16 protein-coding genes are annotated in these 16,512 nt (G+C 65.0%); 10 read left to right on the top strand and 6 right to left on the bottom strand.

Annotation, left to right across the window (positions count from 1 at the left end; all coding sequences use genetic code 11):
- The first annotated feature begins 3 nt into the window (after positions 1 to 3).
- Complete coding sequence (locus ABWW33_RS30405) at positions 4 to 1,287, top strand: thioredoxin family protein (RefSeq protein ID WP_353405191.1); 1,284 nt, start codon at positions 4 to 6, stop codon at positions 1,285 to 1,287.
- On the opposite strand, the gene ABWW33_RS30400 is transcribed toward ABWW33_RS30405, so the two are convergent.
- Together ABWW33_RS30400 and ABWW33_RS30395 are read right to left on the bottom strand one after the other, a co-directional pair.
- On the bottom strand, positions 1,277 to 2,932 hold the full coding sequence (locus tag ABWW33_RS30400; RefSeq protein ID WP_353405190.1) for a M20/M25/M40 family metallo-hydrolase: 1,656 nt from the start codon (positions 2,930 to 2,932) through the stop codon (positions 1,277 to 1,279). The genes ABWW33_RS30405 and ABWW33_RS30400 overlap by 11 nt on opposite strands.
- Positions 2,933 to 2,978: 46 nt before the next feature.
- On the bottom strand, positions 2,979 to 3,869 hold the full coding sequence (locus ABWW33_RS30395) for a LysR family transcriptional regulator (protein WP_353405189.1): 891 nt from the start codon (positions 3,867 to 3,869) through the stop codon (positions 2,979 to 2,981).
- A gap of 109 nt (positions 3,870 to 3,978) precedes the next feature.
- Here ABWW33_RS30395 and ABWW33_RS30390 point away from each other — a divergent pair, with 109 nt between their 5' ends.
- From ABWW33_RS30390 to ABWW33_RS30380, 3 genes are all read left to right on the top strand, one after another.
- Complete coding sequence (locus tag ABWW33_RS30390) at positions 3,979 to 4,977, top strand: aldo/keto reductase (protein WP_353405188.1); 999 nt, start codon at positions 3,979 to 3,981, stop codon at positions 4,975 to 4,977.
- Positions 4,978 to 5,129: 152 nt separating this feature from the next.
- Positions 5,130 to 5,420, top strand: a complete 291-nt coding sequence (locus ABWW33_RS30385; RefSeq protein ID WP_176655902.1) for a DUF4148 domain-containing protein — start codon at positions 5,130 to 5,132, stop codon at positions 5,418 to 5,420.
- Positions 5,421 to 5,578: 158 nt separating this feature from the next.
- On the top strand, positions 5,579 to 7,174 hold the full coding sequence (locus ABWW33_RS30380; protein ID WP_353405186.1) for a methyl-accepting chemotaxis protein: 1,596 nt from the start codon (positions 5,579 to 5,581) through the stop codon (positions 7,172 to 7,174).
- A 93-nt stretch (positions 7,175 to 7,267) separates the two neighbouring features.
- Here the strand turns inward: ABWW33_RS30380 and ABWW33_RS30375 are convergent, their stop codons facing one another.
- The 3 genes from ABWW33_RS30375 to ABWW33_RS30365 form a co-directional block, all read right to left on the bottom strand.
- Positions 7,268 to 7,678 carry a hypothetical protein gene (locus tag ABWW33_RS30375; RefSeq protein ID WP_176655900.1) on the bottom strand — a complete coding sequence of 137 codons (411 nt, stop codon included), beginning with the start codon at positions 7,676 to 7,678 and terminating at the stop codon, positions 7,268 to 7,270.
- Between the two features lie 23 nt (positions 7,679 to 7,701).
- Complete coding sequence (locus ABWW33_RS30370) at positions 7,702 to 9,282, bottom strand: methyl-accepting chemotaxis protein (RefSeq protein ID WP_353405185.1); 1,581 nt, start codon at positions 9,280 to 9,282, stop codon at positions 7,702 to 7,704.
- A 110-nt stretch (positions 9,283 to 9,392) separates the two neighbouring features.
- A complete protein-coding gene (locus ABWW33_RS30365) occupies positions 9,393 to 9,992 on the bottom strand; it encodes an NADPH-dependent F420 reductase (protein WP_444551021.1) in 600 nt (199 codons plus the stop codon).
- Positions 9,993 to 10,103: 111 nt separating this feature from the next.
- On the opposite strand from ABWW33_RS30365, the gene ABWW33_RS30360 reads away from it, so the two are divergent.
- Positions 10,104 to 11,027 carry a LysR family transcriptional regulator gene (locus tag ABWW33_RS30360; RefSeq protein ID WP_353405183.1) on the top strand — a complete coding sequence of 308 codons (924 nt, stop codon included), beginning with the start codon at positions 10,104 to 10,106 and terminating at the stop codon, positions 11,025 to 11,027.
- 1 nt (position 11,028) lies between these two features.
- Here ABWW33_RS30360 and ABWW33_RS30355 read toward each other — a convergent pair whose 3' ends face one another.
- On the bottom strand, positions 11,029 to 11,643 hold the full coding sequence (locus tag ABWW33_RS30355; protein ID WP_353405182.1) for an OmpW/AlkL family protein: 615 nt from the start codon (positions 11,641 to 11,643) through the stop codon (positions 11,029 to 11,031).
- Positions 11,644 to 11,818: 175 nt separating this feature from the next.
- Here ABWW33_RS30355 and bufA2 point away from each other — a divergent pair, with 175 nt between their 5' ends.
- The 5 genes from bufA2 (at position 11,819) to ABWW33_RS30330 (ending at position 16,502) form a co-directional block, all read left to right on the top strand.
- Entirely contained in the window at positions 11,819 to 12,085 is a 267-nt protein-coding gene (gene bufA2 / locus ABWW33_RS30350) for a BufA2 family periplasmic bufferin-type metallophore (protein ID WP_176655895.1), read from the top strand.
- 44 nt (positions 12,086 to 12,129) lie between these two features.
- Positions 12,130 to 12,960 (top strand): MNIO family bufferin maturase, encoded by an 831-nt coding sequence (gene bufB, locus ABWW33_RS30345; protein WP_353405180.1) that lies wholly within the window; start codon positions 12,130 to 12,132, stop codon positions 12,958 to 12,960.
- A complete protein-coding gene (locus ABWW33_RS30340) occupies positions 12,957 to 13,712 on the top strand; it encodes an HvfC/BufC N-terminal domain-containing protein (protein ID WP_353405179.1) in 756 nt (251 codons plus the stop codon). The genes bufB and ABWW33_RS30340 overlap by 4 nt, the downstream gene beginning before the upstream one ends.
- Before the next feature lie 91 nt (positions 13,713 to 13,803).
- Positions 13,804 to 14,307: a (2Fe-2S)-binding protein gene (locus ABWW33_RS30335; RefSeq protein WP_353405177.1), complete on the top strand. Its 504-nt coding sequence runs from the start codon at positions 13,804 to 13,806 to the stop codon at positions 14,305 to 14,307.
- A complete protein-coding gene (locus ABWW33_RS30330) occupies positions 14,304 to 16,502 on the top strand; it encodes a xanthine dehydrogenase family protein molybdopterin-binding subunit (RefSeq protein WP_353405176.1) in 2,199 nt (732 codons plus the stop codon). Before ABWW33_RS30335 ends, ABWW33_RS30330 begins: the two co-directional genes overlap by 4 nt.
- The last annotated feature ends 10 nt before the right edge of the window (positions 16,503 to 16,512 follow it).

Raw genomic sequence — 16,512 nt, 5'->3', positions numbered from 1 at the left:
AACATGGCGGCGATCGAATGGCAGCACGGCGGCCTGGATGCCGTCTTCGCACTGGCGCGTGAACAGCGGCGTCCGGTATTCCTGTACTGGGGCGCGGTCTGGTGCCCGCCGTGCAACCGGGTCAAGTCCGACATCTTTGCCCGCGACGAATTCATCGCGCGCTCGCGCCAGGTGCTGTGCGTGCACGTGGATGGCGACAGCCCCGGCGCGCAGGCGCTGGCTGAGCGGTACAAGTTGCGCAGCTATCCAACGCTGGTGCTGTACGCGCCGGACGGCGGCGAAATCACGCGCCTGCCGTGCGAGCTGGACGGCGAATTGTTCGTCGCCGCGTTCGACGAGGCGCTGGCCGTGCATGGGGCCGGATCGTCGGCCGCGCCGGCGCTGCAAGCGGCGCTGTCGGGCGAGCGGACGCTCAGCGTGGGCGAATGGTCGCTGCTGAGCCATTATTCCTGGGACACCGACGAAGGCCAACTGCTGGGCGCGCGCGATCTGGCGGCGACCCTGCTAGCGCTGGTGCGCGTTTGCGACTCCGCGGATGCGGCGGCGCGCCTCGGCCTGCACGCGCAACTGGCTGCCGCCGGCAAGGACGTCGACGCGGCGGCCAACGCTGGCGCCTTGCTGGCGGTATTTGCGGATGCGCGGTTGGCGCGATCCAATATGGACATCCTCGGCAACAGCGGCATCAACCTGATCAAGCATGCCAGCCGGCGCGAAGAGCTGGTGGCCGCGCTGGGCGGCGTTGCCGCGCAATGGGCCGACGATTTCTGGCTCAGCGCCTCGGACCGTCTGACGGCGGTGCGCCTGCGGATGCGCCTGGCGCGCCTGGTGGCGCCGACGCAGGGCTTGCAGGAGCAGGTGCGTGAGCGGGTCGAGCAGGCATTGGCGGAATCGACCGATCCGTATGAGCGTCACACGCTGGTCAACACAGCGGTCAGCGCGTTGAACGATGCGGGCCTGGCGGCGCAAGCCGAGCAAGTGCTGCTGGCCGAACTGCCGCGTTCGCATTCACCGTATTATTTCATGCTGAGCCTGGCGTCCAGCGCCAAGCGGCGTGGCGACACGGCGGGCGTGCTGGAATGGTACGGCAAGGCCGCGCAAGCGGCGGTGGGACCGGCGACGCGGCTGCAATGGAGCGTCACCTACCTGCTCAGCCTGTTGGACCTGGCGCCGCAGGACAGCACCCGCATCGCGCAAGCGAAGCTGGCGCTGGAAGCCGACATCGCCGCCGCCGGCGCGGATGCCCATCATCAACGCAACCGGTCGCAACTCCAAAAAATCAGCGCTTGAACTCGGCGCCTTCTTTCCACTGGGGCGCGTCCTTGCCTTGGGCGGCCTGGTAGCCGGCCTGGAACAGCAGTTCGATGTCTTCCACCGCGCCGCGCGGGTCCCATTTGGGGTCCACCACGTCGTTGACCGTGTGGTAGCGCTGGGTAGCATATTGCAGCAGCTTGTCGCGGCCGTAGTTGGCAGGCTTGCCGACGAAGTCCACGCTCTTGCCCAGGAAGATCACCGGCACGCCGGCCTTGGCCAGCTCGAACTGGTCGCCACGATAGAAGGTGCCCTGGTCGGTGTTGCTGTCCGCGTGGACCGTGCGGCCCTGTGTACGCGCGACGTTCGTCACAATGGCATCCGCCGTCGACTTGCCCATGCCGCGCAGCTCCACCGTGCGCGTGCGGCCCCACACATTCATGCTGTCGAGATTGATGTCGAGCAGCGTCTTGTTCAACGGGTACAGCGGATTGCGCGCGTAGTACTTGGCGCCCAGCAGGCCGCGTTCCTCGCCGGTGGTCAGCAGGAACACGATGGTGCGCTTGGGCGCGACCGGCAGCGCCTTGTAGGCCTTGGCGATTTCCAGCAGCCCGGCCACGCCGGTGGCGTTGTCCTGCGCGCCGTGGAAGATCTGCTGCGTGCGCGTTCCCGGCAGGCTCTCGTCGATGCCGAAATGATCCCAGTGCGCGGTGTAGAGGATGACCTCGTTCTTCAGCTGCGGGTCCGACCCGGGTATCCTGGCCACGACGTTGTGCGACGGCAGTTCGCGCCATGCGTTCAGCTCGGTCACGTTCAGTTTGACACCCAGCGGCACCGGCTTGAAGCCGCGCGACGCCGCCTGTTTCTTCAGCGCCTCGAAATCCTGGCCGGCGATCTTGAACAGTTCGCGCGCGCGATCGCCTTGCAGCCAGCCCGGCACCGCCGGAAAGTCCGGCAGCGGCGTCTTGCTCTTGATGGTGAAGTTCTCGCGGTCCCAGCTGTTGCGCACCACTTCCCATGGATAGGTCGCGGCCTTGGTCTCGTGCACGACCAGCGCGGCGGCGGCACCCATCTTCGCCGCCATCTCGAACTTGTAGGTCCAGCGGCCGTAATAGCTCATGGTGCTGCCGCCGAAGACGGCCGGGTCCAGTTGCGACGGCTTTTTCGGGTCCGGTACCGGCGGGTCGTTGATCAGCATGACCAGCGTCTTGCCCTTCAGGTCGACGCCCTTGTAGTCGTCCCACTGGAATTCCGGCGCCTGCACGCCGTAGCCGACAAACACCAGCTCCGAGTTGCCGACCTCGATTTTCTTTTCCATGCGGGTGGTCCACGCAACGTAGTCGTCGCCGAATTTCAGCGGCGTGACCTGCCCGTCCTTGCTGTAACTTAGCGTTGGATGGCTGGAGATGCCGACCATAGGCACCGTTTGCAGATAGGTTCCGTCCGGGTTGCCCGGCTCCAGGCCCATCCGTTTGAACTGCTGCAGCAGATAATCGACGGTAACGGTTTCGCCATGCGTGCCGGGTGCGCGGCCCTCGAACTCGTCCGACGCCAAGGTCGTTACGTGCTCCAGCCAGGTGGCGCCATCGATCTTTTGCAGAGCGGACTCGACTGGAGAGAGTTTGGCCGCCTGGGTAGGGCCGGCACACAAGGCCAGCAGCGCCATCGGCAGGAGCAGTTTCATGAGGAAATAATTGTTAAGAGGGAATTCCTCATTTTGACACAGTTTGTTACTTCAGAACACCAGTCAACCAATCTACGAAGACCCGCACCCGCGGCGACAGGTGGCGGTTGTGCGAATAAACGATGTTCAGCGGCAGCGGCGCCGGCCGCCATTGCGGCAGGACTTCCTCCAGTTGGCCCGATTCCAGCAGTGGCGCCAGGCCCTGGCGCGGCGCCTGGATCAGGCCGAGGCCGGCCACGCAGCTGGCCAGGAGGGCTTCGGTGCCGCTGACCGAGACCTGGCTGCGCATGGGCAGGGTGCGTTCGACGCCGTCGGCGTCCACGTATTCCCAGTCGAGGTCGCGCCCGGTCTGGCTGGAGAAGAAATTGACCGCCGTGTGGTGGCGCAGGTCGTCCAGCGTCTGCGGCCGGCCGCAGCGGTCGAGGTAGGCGCGCGAGGCGACGTTGATCTGCTCCATCGAGGCGATATGGCGCGCCACCAGGGTCGAATCGCGCAAGGTGCCGCCGCGCACCGCGCAATCGATGCCCTCGCCGACCAGGTCGGCAAAGCGGTCGTTGGAACCCAGCCGCACCTGGATATTCGGATGGCGCTGGAGAAATTCCGGCAGCCGGGGAATGACGATCAGGTGCGCCAGCCGCTCCGGCAGGTCGACCCGCACCACGCCGCTGAGCAGGCGGCCGTCGCCGGCAAACAAGCCGTTGATGTTTTCCAGGTCGTTGAGCAGCGCGCTGCAGCGCTCCAGGTACAGCGATCCTTCCACCGTCAGGCTGACCTTGCGCGTGGTGCGCTGGAGCAGGCGCACGCCCAGCTGCTGCTCGATCGCCTGCACGGCGTTGGTGACGGTGGGTTTGGGCAGGTCCAGTTGCTCGGCCGCCTGCGTGAAACTCTTGCAGTCGGCTACCGCCTTGAAGATCTGCATAACCTTAAATTGATCCATAAAGCTGATCCATTGTTATTTATTTTCGAATAAAGTAATAGGATAACCTGTATTTATTACCTTTATCGATAAAAGCATAATGGCTCCACCTCACTGACTGGAGATCACTATGCAAACCCGCAAACTTGGCCGCACCGGCCCGCAAGTCGCCCAACTGGGCTTGGGCCTGATGGGCATGTCGGACCTGTACGGTCCGGCCGACCGCGGCGAAAGCCTGGCCACCATCCGCGCCGCGCTCGACGCCGGCGTCACCCTGCTCGACACCGGCGATTTCTACGGCATGGGCCACAACGAACTGCTGCTGCGCGAGGCGCTGGCCGCCGGCGGCCGCGACCGGGTGCAGATCAGCGTCAAATACGGCGCCATGCGCGATCCCGCCGGCAACTGGGTCGGCATGGACACGCGCCCTGCGGCCACCAAGAACTTCGCCGCGTATTCGTTGAAGCGGCTGGGCGTCGAGCACATCGATATCTACCGCCCGGCGCGGCTGGATCCGAATGTGCCGATCGAAGAAACCATGGCCGGGCTGGCCGAGCTGGTCAAGGCCGGTTACGTCAAGCACATCGGCCTGTCCGAGGTCGGCAGCGAGACCCTGCGCCGCGCCCATGCCGTGCATCCGGTCGCCGACCTGCAGATCGAATATTCGCTGATTTCACGCGGCATCGAGAACGGCATCCTGCAGACCTGCCGCGAACTGGGCATCGGCATCACCGCCTACGGCGTGCTGTCGCGCGGCCTGATCAGCGGCCACTGGAGCAAGCAGCGCGAGGGCGAGCAGGATTTCCGCGGCCTGGCCAGTCCCCGTTTCCAGGGCGCGAACCTGGACCGCAACCTGGCACTGGTCGAGAAGCTGCGCGCCATCGCCGGCGAGCTGGGCGTGTCGGTGGCGCAGGTGGCCATCGCGTGGGTGGCGGCGCAGGGGGATGACATCGTGCCGCTGGTCGGCGCCCGCACCCGCGTCCGCCTGCAGGAGGCGCTGGCCTCGACCACGCTGCGGCTGTCGGCGTCCGACCTGGCGCGGCTGGAACAGGCGGTGCCGGCCGATGCCGCCGCCGGCGACCGCTATGGCGCCCATTCGGCATCCTCGCTGGATAGTGAGAAGGGCTGAGCACGCCATTGATCGGATAAGCGGATGGGTTTGTACGGAATATTGCGCTTTTTTATCAGAAAATTTAATACTAAGATGGGTTCATCGACGAAGCAAATGCCGGTAAGCACTCAAAACCGAGCGCTAAACTCAATCTGACAAGGAGCATCAAAATGAACGCCAAATCCATCATTGCATCGGTTTCTCTCCTGGTTGCCGCTGGTGCCGCTTTCGCAGCGCCTACCGACAACGAAGCCACCTTCGACTCCGCTTTCCGCAACCAGGGCGTCAGCACGCTGACCCGCGAGCAGGTCAAGTCCGAGACCATCGCCGCCCTGAAATCTGGCGCACTGGACCGCAACGAAGCGACCGACGACATCGCCTTCCAGGCACCGCGCTCGAAAACGCCTGAGGTCAAGGCGCAGCTGGCAGCGAAGGCAGTCAAGGGCACCGCACAGCAATAATTCGCGCAGTTTTTGCAAGCGGACGCGGCAATTTCCATTGCCACGTCCGCTTATTTTTTTGGCTTGCAAATAAACGACAGTGGCCCTTGACGTCAGTGCCATGTCAGCAGTTTGAATGTATTCTGGTTCCCATAAAAAATATTAGGAGACTGGGGACCATGAACAAACTATCGTTTCAGCAGAAACTTTGGGTACCGTTGATTTGCAGCCTGCTGTGCATCGCGGCGATCTTCATCTACGAAACCATCCAGGCGCGCAACGTGCGGATCGAGGAGCGCAGCAACGACCTGCGCAATATCGACGATGCCGGCCTCAGCATTCTCAAGCTGTTCGGCGACCGGGCAGCCGCCGGCACACTAAGCAAGGAAGAGGCGCAGAAGCAGGCGATGGCCGTGATCAAGGGCCTGCGCTACGGCAAGGACGGCTACATCACCATCACCAGCGGCACGCGCGCGGTGATGAACCCGTTCAAGGCTGAAAACGACGGCAAGGACATGGTCGATTTCAAGGATCCCAATGGCACCTACCTGTACCGCGACATCCAGGCGGCCGGCGCCTCGCCTACCGGCGAAGGCTTCGTCCGCTACCACTGGGCGCGGCCGGGCGCCAAGGACCCGGTGCCGAAGATGAGCCGGGTGATCCACTATGCGCCATGGAACTGGGACCTGGTCACCGGCGTCTACATGGACGACATCGACGCCGCCTTCCGCGAGTCGCTGCTCAAGTCGGCCGGCGTGCTGGCGCTGGTGTGCGCGGTGCTGTGGGCCATCGTCAGCATGGTCAACAAGAGCCTGCGGCACACGATAGGCGGCGACCCCGAATACGTGGGCGAGATCGCGCGGCGCATCGCCGAGGGCGACCTGAGCGCCGCGATCAAGACGCATGAGGCGGACAAGGCCAGCATCTTGTTCGGCATGAAATCGATGCAGCTGCGGCTGGCCGACACGATAGGCGAAATCCGCCGCAGCGCCGACACCATCGCCACCGCGTCAAGCGAGATCGCCTCGGGCAATATGGACTTGTCGGCGCGCACGGAGTCGCAGGCCAGTTCGCTGGAAGAGACTGCGGCCTCGATGGAGGAGCTGACGTCGACGGTCAACCAGAACGCAGACAACGCGGTGCAGGCCAACCAGCTGGTGATGTCGGCCTCGGCGGTGGCGGAGAAAGGCGGGCGCGTGGTGTCGCAGGTGGTGCAGACGATGGACACCATCAACGCCTCGGCCACGCGCATCGTCGATATCATCTCGGTCATCGACGGCATCGCTTTCCAGACCAACATCCTGGCGCTGAACGCGGCGGTGGAAGCGGCGCGCGCGGGCGAGCAGGGCCGCGGCTTCGCGGTGGTGGCGTCCGAGGTGCGCAACCTGGCGCAGCGTTCGGCGGCGGCGGCCAAGGAAATCAAGGAGCTGATCAACGCCTCGGTGGACAGCATCAGCGCCGGCAGCACGCTGGTGGCCGAGGCGGGCACGACGATGGACCAGGTGGTGGCCAGCGTGTCGCGGGTGACGCAGATCATGGCGGCGATCACGGAAGCATCGAGCGAGCAGAGCACGGGCATCGGCCACGTCAACATGGCGATCACGGAGATGGATTCGGTGACGCAGCAAAACGCCGCGCTGGTGGAGCAGGCCGCCGCCGCGGCGGGCAGCATGCAGGAGCAGGCCGGCATGCTGGCCGAGCTGGTGTGCCGCTTCAAGCTCAACGGCGACCAGCAGCCCCCCGCCGGCCGCCCGGCCCGCCTGGCGCTGCGCTAAAATCCGGGGTCAGATCCGACATTTGGACACGAGCTCTGCCGTAACGGCCGTTACGGCAGAGCTCGTGTCCAAATGTCGGATCTGACCCCGGGTTTATTTGACGGGTTCGAGGACGGCGGCTTCGAAGACCAGCTTGCCGCCGTCGGCGCGGAATACGCCGATCAGCTCGCCGCCGTCGCCCTTCACGTCCGGATATTGCGTGCAGGTTTGTGTTTCGACCTGCCACATCTGCTTGCCGGCGCGTAGCGTCCACACGTTGTCGCCGCCGGACAGCAGCTCGATCTCCACCTCGTCGGCCGGCATCTCGTCGAGCTGGATGCGGCGCAGGCAGTCCGGCAGCCGCTGCATGATCAGCTCGACGCTACTGGCGCTGCTCCAGAAATGCTTCTGCGAGCGGTGGATGGTCAACGCGTGATTGCCGCTGCTGTCCGCATAGTACGACGCCGAATCGTCGACGCAGGCGGTCAGCATCAATGAGGTCAGGACAATCAGGATCTTGCGCATGGGCCGGCTTCCGTTGGTGTGTGCTATCGAGTATGCAACATTATAGCGGTCCCCGGCGCCGCCCCGGTTTTGAAGAAGCCCACCACCGCCGCCAGCGCCGCCGCCTGCTCCTGCATGCTTTGCGATGCCGCAGCCGCCTGTTCCACCAGCGCCGCGTTCTGCTGTGTCACTTCATCCATCTGCGTGATGGCCATGTTGATCTGCTCGATGCCGATGGTCTGCTCGTTGCTGGCAGAGGTGATCTCGCCCATGATGTCGGTCACGCGCCGGATGCTGTCGACGATGTCGCCCATCGTCTGCCCGGCTTCGTTGACCAGCCGCGAGCCGTCGTCGACGTTGGCCACCGAGGCCGAGATCAGTTCCTTGATCTCCTTGGCCGCCGCCGCCGAACGCTGCGCCAGGTTGCGCACCTCGGACGCCACCACCGCGAAACCGCGTCCCTGCTCGCCTGCGCGCGCCGCCTCCACCGCCGCGTTCAGCGCCAGGATATTGGTCTGGAAGGCGATGCCGTCGATGACCGCGATGATGTCGACGATCTTGCGCGACGAGCTGTTGATGCTGCCCATGGTGTCGACCACCTGGGCCACGATGGCGCCGCCCTTGGTCGCCACTTCCGACGCGCTGCGCGCCAGCGTGTTGGCCTGGCGCGCGTTGTCGGCGTTCTGCTTGACGGTGCTGGTCAGCTCCTCCATCGACGACGCGGTTTCCTCCAGCGAGCTGGCCTGGCCCTCGGTGCGCGCCGACAGATCCATATTGCCGGCGGCGATTTCATTCGATGCGGTGGCGATGGTGTCGGTGCCTTGCCTCACCTGGCCGACCACCTTCAGCAGGCTGTCGTTCATCGACTTGAGGGCGCCGAGCAGGCGGCCTGTTTCGTCGGTCGCATGCACGTCGATGCGCGTCGACAGGTCGCCGCCGGCCACCGTCTCGGCCAGGTCCACCGCCGCGTTCAGCGGCACCGTGATCGAGCGCGTGATGAACCACGCCACGCCGCCGCCCAGCGCCAGTGCCAGCGCGCCGAGGCCGATCTGCACCATCTGCGCGGTGCGCAGCACCGACTCGACTTCGTCGCTGGCCTGCCTGGCCTGCGCGGTTTCATAGACCAGGATATCGTCCAGCGCCTTCAGCACGCCGCGCAGGCTGGGTGCGGCGGTCTGCGTCAAATAGGACGTGGCGTCCTGGATCTCGCCGTCCTTGCGCAGTTCGATGACCTTGTTGTTCTTTGCGGCGCCTTCCTTCAGCAGGCCGTCCAGCGTCGCCAGCATGGCTTTTTCCTTGTCGTCGATGGCGCGCCCGGTGAGGATCTTCTTGGCCTCGCCATACTTCTTGCGCGACTCGGCGATTTTTTCCACCTCGGCGTTCACTTCCGGCGTGCTCGGTACGACCACGATATTGGTCACCGACAGCGTGATGTTGCGCACGTTGTCGACCATGTGATTAACGGCCTCCATCTTGACGTTCTTGTCGTCGACGATGTCGCGCGTGCGGCTGCCGATGCGGGTCATCGAGCTGAGTCCCAGCACGATCACGGCCACCAGCAGCACCAGCACGATGGCGAAGCCGAAGCCGAGGCGGGTTCCGATTTTGACGTGGTCGAATGACATGGCGGCTATCCTTCACTAAGAAGCGAAAACGGGCACTCAGGGAACTTGATTGTTCCTCAAATTGCCCGCGCATGTCACCTTAATGCTGGGAATGTCGCCATGGAGCAACGTTAGGCGTAGCGCACCAGGTTCAGCACCGGCAGCGGACCGCCGGGGAATTGCGCCAGGCGTCCGCCGCCATCGAGCGTGCCGAGATCGATGCCGGCAAAGCCGAGTTTCTCGATCAGCTGGCCGACGGTGTGCTTGGCATCGGCGTCGTCGCCCGAGTAGAACAGCACGCGGCGGCCGCCTTCCGCTTGCGGATCCGCGGCCAGCAGCGCCGCGACCAGATGGTTGAAGGCCTTGACCACGCGCGCGCCGGGCAGCAGTTCCGCCACCACGGCGCTGGAGGCGCGTCCGCGCAGGTCGACGGCCTTGAACGACGGCGCCTCAATGGCGTTGTTGGCGTCGATGACGATGCGGCCGTTCCAGGCCGGCAGCTCGCGCACGGCGTCCGCGATGCGGCTCCACTGCACGGCGATGAATATCACGTCGGCCTTGGCGGCTTCCTCGAAGGTGACGGCCTTGATCTGCGGGCCCAGTTCCGCGGTCAGCGCGGCCAGCGATTCCGGGCCGCGGCTGTTGGCGATGGAGGCGGCGATGCCGGCGCGGGACAGTTGGCGTGCGATGGCGGTGCCGATGGCGCCCGCGCCGATGATGGCGATGTTCATATTAGCTCCTTGATGTGAGGGTTGGTATGAACCCAGTATGGCCATGCCGGCCTGATAGCAGTAGTATCAGGTATTTAGTATCACTTTCAATCAAACGTTGAAATGTAACGCATGGAAACCCTGTCCAATCTGGAATCCTTCGTCCGCAGCGCGGAATCGGCCAGTTTCTCGGCGGCCGCCCGGCGGCTGGGGCTGACGCCGGCCGCCGTCAGCCGCAACGTGGCGCAGCTGGAGCGCAACCTCGGCGTGCGCCTGTTCCAGCGCAGCACGCGCGGCCTGAAACTGACCGAGGCCGGCGAGCGCTTCCTGCAGTCGGTCGGCGCGGGGCTGGACAGCATCCAGGGCGCCATCGCCGAAGTGACGGCCAAGGCGGGCGAACCGGCCGGCGTGCTGAAACTGAGCGTGGCGCCGCGTTTCGGCCGCGAACAGATACTGCCGCTGATGCCGGCCTTCATGGCGCGCTATCCGGGTGTGACGCCGGACCTGAGTTTCGACAACCGCCCCGTCGATCTGATCGCCGGCGGTTTCGACGCGGCCATCGGCGGTGGCTTCGAGCTGACGCCGGGCGTGGTGGCGCGCGAGCTGGCGCCGGCACATGTGATACTGGTGGCGTCGCCGTCCTATCTGGAGGGGCGCGAACTGCCCGCCACGCCGGCCGGCCTGGCTTCGCTCGATGCGATTGCGATGCGCTCGCCGCACAGCGGCCGCGTGAAGGTACGCATGCTGCGCAACCGTCACGGCGAGGAGATGGCGGCGCAGCTGAAGCCGCGCGTGTTCATCAACGATCCCGATGCGATCTGCGGCGCGGCCTTGCTGGGGATGGGCGTGGCGCCGCTGGTGGTGGCGGACGTGGCGCAGCACCTGGAGAGCGGCGCCTTGCAGCGCGTGCTGCCGGACTGGTATGAGGACATGGGCCCGATCGCGCTCTACTTCACGAGCCAGAAACTGCTGCCCGCCAAAACGCGGGCCTTCGTGGATTTCCTGACCGAGGCGTTGCGCCAGCAAGGACTGGCCCAACGCTACTCGGCTATCTGACTCAGAAGCGGTAGCCGACGCCGACGCCGACCATCAGCGGATCGACCTTGACGCGGCTGGCCTTGGCGCCGCTGATGAAGACGTCGCTGCGGATCTGCACTTTCTTCACGTCGAAGTTGAGCGACCATTTCTTATCGATGGCGTAGTCAACGCCCGCCTGCAGCGCGAGGCCGAAGCTGTCATGTTCCAGGCCGCCCTTGCCGCCGAGGAGATCGACCTTGGACATCGTGGTGTAGTTCACGCCCGCGCCGACGTACGGCTTGACCGGCGCGTCGAGCACGAAGTGATACTGCAGCAGCAGCGTGGGTGGCAGGTGCTTGAAGCTGCCGATTTTCGCGCCGTCCAGCGACACGTCATGCTTTTGCGGATAGGTGAGCACCAGCTCCGCCGCCAGGTTGGGCGTGAAGAAGTAGGACACGTCGAATTCCGGAATCGTCTTGCTGCTCACGCTGAGGCGGTCGAAGGCGCCGGTGCCGCCGACCGGATCGGATTTGTCGGCGGGGTCCAGGTGCACTGCGCGCACGCGCACCAGCCACGGGGTTTCTTCCGCCATCGCTGCGCTGCCTGCGACCAGGCTCAGGGTGGTCAACACTGCTGCTGCTAAAGACTTGCTCATTTCACTTCCTCTTTTGTCGTCGTTAAGTAACGAGACCAAGTCTATTGACGCGGCGCAGTAAAAACTTTGATCCAAGTCAAAATTGAAAAAATATTTTGTGGCGTGTGTAAGTAATGCGGACATGGCGGCGACAGAGGCATGCAGCACCAACCCAACTTACTTTTTGGAGAACCACATGAACAACATCACCCGTTTCGCAGCAATGGCAGCCACCGTCGCAACCATGGCCATGTCGGCATCGGCGATCGCCGCCACGTCGACCGTCAGCGCCGACGACACCGTGCACTGCGCCGGCATCAACAGCTGCAAGGGCCAGAGCGATTGCGCCACCGCCGAAAACGCATGCAAGGGCCAGAACTCCTGCAAGGGCCACGGCTTCCTCGCCACCAAGGCCGGCGCCTGCTTCGCCAAGAAGGGCAAGATCGTCGACCTGGACAAGTAATTTCAATAGCGCCGGCCCGGCCGGCGCTGATCCGCTGATCATCCATGAACACTACACTGTCATCGCCGGGCTTCGGCCTCGGGCTGCGCCCCGCGCACTACCAGGAAATCATCGACGCGCCGTCCGGCGGGCATGACATCGACTGGTTCGAGATCCTGTCCGAGAACTACATGGTCCCCGGCGGCAAGCCGCTGGCCATGCTGGACCGCATCCGCTGGGACTATCCGATGGCGATGCATGGCGTGTCGATGTCCATCGGTACGCCGCAAGGTCCGTCGCAAGACTATCTGCGCGAGTTGAAGAAGCTGATGCAGCGCGTGCAGCCGCTGTGGGTATCCGACCATCTGTGCTGGACCGGCACGCACGGCACCAATATGCACGACCTGTTCCCGTTGCCTTACACCGAGGAAGCCGTGGCCACCGTGGTGCGCAACGTGAAGCGCGTGCAGGATTACCTGGAGCGCCCGCTGCTGCTGGAGAACGTGTCCAGCTATCTGTCCTTTGAGTCGGACACTTTCAACGAATGGGATTTCGTCGCCGCCGTGGCCGAGGAATCGGACAGCCTGATACTGCTGGACGTGAACAACGTCTACGTCAGCAGCGTCAATCACGGTTTCGATCCGCTGGTTTACCTGGATGCGCTACCCGGGCATCGCGTCCAGCAGATCCACCTCGCCGGTCACAGCGTGCAGGAAGGCTGCATCATCGACACGCACGACCGTGAGGTATCCGATCCGGTGTGGGCGCTGTATGCGGAAGCCTTGCGCCGCTTCGGCCCCGTCGCGACGATGATAGAACGCGACGACAATATCCCGCCGCTGGCCGAGTTGACGGCCGAACTGCGGCGCGCACGCGCTTTCGCGGAGGCGGCATGAGCGCATTGCAGCGGCTTCAGGGCGACTTCCAGGACTACATCCTGGCCGACGAGGCGACCGGCGCCATCCACGCCGCCGTGCGCGAGCAGTACGGCCTGAAGGCCGACGCCCGGCTGGCCATTTATCACCGCGCCTACCGCAGCCGCCTGAAACAGGCGCTGTGCGAGGCGTACGACAAGACATGGACCTTCGTCGGCGACGACATGTTCGCGGACCTGGCCGACAGCTACATCGCCGCGCATCCTTCGCGCCACCCCAACCTGCGCTGGTTCGGCGGCGAGTTTGCCGCACACACGGCGGCGCGGCTGGAGGAATATCCCTTCATCGCCGAACTGGCGAACCTTGAGTGGGCCTTGAGCCTGGCCTTCGACGCCGAGGATGCCCTGCCGCTGGGGACCGCCGAGATGAGCGCGGTGGCGCCGGAGGCGTGGGGCGCGCTGCAATTCAGGCTGCTTCCGTCGGTGCACCTGCTGGATCTGCGCTGGAACGCCGTCGCCCTATGGCAGGCGCTGGGCGCGGGCGACGAACCGCCGGAGGCCGCGGAATCCGGCGCCGTGATGCACTGGCTGATATGGCGCCAGGGTGAGCAGCCGCATTTTCGTTCCCTGTCCGCGCTGGAGGCGGATGCGCTGCGCCTTATCGCAGTCGGCGCCACGTTCGGCGAGGTGTGCGAGGCGGCCGGCGAAGAGGCTATGCTGGCGCTGGCCGGCCATCTTCAGCACTGGCTGGCGCAGGGGATTTTGGCGAAATAAGGCAGAAACAATCTCCGTAATGCAAAGTTTTGGTAGCGGGTGTAGTATCACCAGCGGTCTATTCCCGGCAACCGAAATTCAGGAGATCTGCATGGCTAAGTTGAACGTCAATGGCGTCGTACGAGAATATGAGGCGGAGGACGATATTCCGCTGTTGTGGGTCATCCGCGAGCAGCTAGGCCTGACCGGCACCAAGTTCGGTTGCGGCATGGCGCAATGCGGCGCCTGCACCGTGCACATCGACGGCCAGCCCACCCGCAGCTGCGTCTATCCGGCGGCCGCAGTCACGGCCAACCAGAAAATCACCACCATCGAAGGCCTGTCGAAAGACGGCTCGCATCCGATCCAGAAAGCGTGGGCCGCGCTGGACGTGCCGCAGTGCGGTTTCTGCCAGTCCGGCATGATCATGGCGGCCGCCGCCCTGATCCGCGACAAGCCCAAATGTACCGACGCCGACATCGACGCGGCCATGACCAACATCTGCCGATGCGGCACCTACAACCGCGTGCGCAAGGCGATCCATGTGGCGGTGCGCGGCGGCGATCCGGCAACTGCCGGCCTGAATATCCAGCGTATCGAAGGGAGCAAGGCATGAGCGCCGCGACTGTTTCGGCCTCGCGCCGTGGATTCCTGAAGGGGGCGGCCGCCGGTCTGGTGGTCGCCTTCCATATTCCGTTTGACGCGCTGGCGCAGACCATGGTGCCCGGCGTCGCTCCCGGCGCATCGGCCGCCACGCCCGAGGTCAACGCCTGGGTGGTGGTCAAACCGGACGACACCATCCTGATCCGCATCGCCCGCTCGGAAATGGGCCAGGGCACGCTGACCGGCCTTGCGCAGCTGGTGGCCGAGGAACTCGACGCCGACTGGAGCAAGGTCACCACCGAATATCCGTCGCCGGGCCAGAACCTGGCGCGCAAGCGCGTGTGGGGCAGCTTCTCCACCGGCGGCAGCCGCGGCATCCGCGAGTCGCACGAGTATGTGCGCAAGGGCGGCGCCGTTGCCCGTACCATGCTGGTGCAGGCCGCCGCCGATGCGTGGCAGGTGCCCGCGTCCGAATGCAGCGCCGCCGCCAGCGTGATCACGCACGGCCCGAGCGGCCGCACCGTCAGCTACGGCAAGGTGGCCGAAGCGGCGGCCAAGCTGACCGCGCCGGCCGATGTCGTACTGAAGGATCCCAAGACCTGGAAGCTGGCAGGCAAGCGCCTGGCGCGGCTGGACACGGTCGCCAAGACCACCGGCGCGCAGATCTACGGCATGGACCTGAAGATGCCGGGCATGCTGAACGCGGCCATCAAGGATTGTCCGGTCTTCGGCGGCACGGTGAAGAGCTTCGACGCCTCGGCCATCGAGAAGCGTCCGGGCGTGAAGAAAGTGCTCAAGGTCGGCGACAGCGCGGTGGCGGTGGTGGCCGATACCTGGTGGCGCGCCAAGTCCGCGCTGGATGCGCTGCCGATCGAATGGGACAAGGGCCCGAACGCCAAGCTGTCGAGCAAGGATGTCGCGGCCACGCTGAAGGCCGCGCTGGATGCGCCGGAAGCGGTGGTCGGCAATTCGAACGGCGACGCCAAGGCGGCCATCGCCTCGTCGGTGCGCAAGATCGAGGCGGTGTATTCCTTCCCGTGGCTGAACCACGCGACCATGGAAACCATGAACGCGACCGTGGTGTGGACGCCGGAGCGTTGCGAAGTCTGGACGCCGACCCAGAACGGCGAAGCCGCGCTGGCGGCGACGGCCGAAGCGGCCGGCCTGCCGCCGGCCAAGTGCGACGTCTACAAGATGCACCTGGGCGGTGGCTTCGGCCGCCGTGGCGCCACGCACGACTGGGTGACGCAGGCGGTGAAGATCGCCAAGGAGATGCCGGGCACGCCGGTCAAGCTGATCTGGACCCGCGAAGAGGATATGCTGCACGGTAAATACCATCCGATCACGCAGTGCAAGCTGACGGCGGGTCTGGATGCCAAGGGCAACGTGACCGGCCTGCATATGCGCATCGCCGGCCAGTCCATCCTCGCCTCGCTGGGGCAGACGCTCAAGGACGGCAAGGATCCGGTGGTGTTCCAGGGGCTGAACGCGCCGGGGCCGGAAGCGTCGATAGGCTACAGCTTCCCGAACCTGCTGGTGGACCATGCGATGCGCAATCCGCCGGTGCCGGCCGGCTTCTGGCGCGGCGTGAACCTGAACCAGAATACGATCTACCTCGAATGCTTCATGGACGAACTGGCCCACGCGACCAAGCAGGATCCGCTGGCCTTCCGTCGCAAGCTGATGGCTGACCATCCGAAGCACCTGGCCGTACTGAACGCCGTGGCGGAAAAGGCCGGCTGGGGCACGCCGCCGAAGAAGGGCGTGTTCCGTGGGCTGGCGCAGACCATGGGCTTCGGCAGCTACGTGGCCGCCTGCGCCGAGGTGTCGGTGGACAGCAAGACCGGCAAGGTGAAGATACTGCGCATCGTCGCGGCGACCGATCCAGGGTATGCCGTCAATCCGCAGCAGATCGAGGCGCAGATCGAAGGTTCCTTTGTCTACGGGTTGTCCGCCGCGCTGTATGGCGAGTGCACCTTGAAGGACGGCCAGATGGAACAGCAGAACTTCGACACCTACCAGGTGCTCAAGCTGGACGAGATGCCGAAGGTGGAGTCCATCGTCATGCCGTCGGGCGGGTTCTGGGGTGGTGTCGGCGAGCCGACGATTGCGGTGGCTGCGCCGGCGGTGCTGAACGCGATCTTCGCCGCCACCGGCAAGCGCGTGCGCGACCTGCCGCTGAAGAACCACAGTCTGAAGAAGGCTTAGCGATGCGGGG

This window comes from Duganella hordei (assembly GCF_040369125.1).
GTDB lineage: Bacteria > Pseudomonadota > Gammaproteobacteria > Burkholderiales > Burkholderiaceae_D > Rugamonas > Rugamonas hordei.
This window is presented reverse-complemented; position numbering and strand designations above follow the sequence as displayed.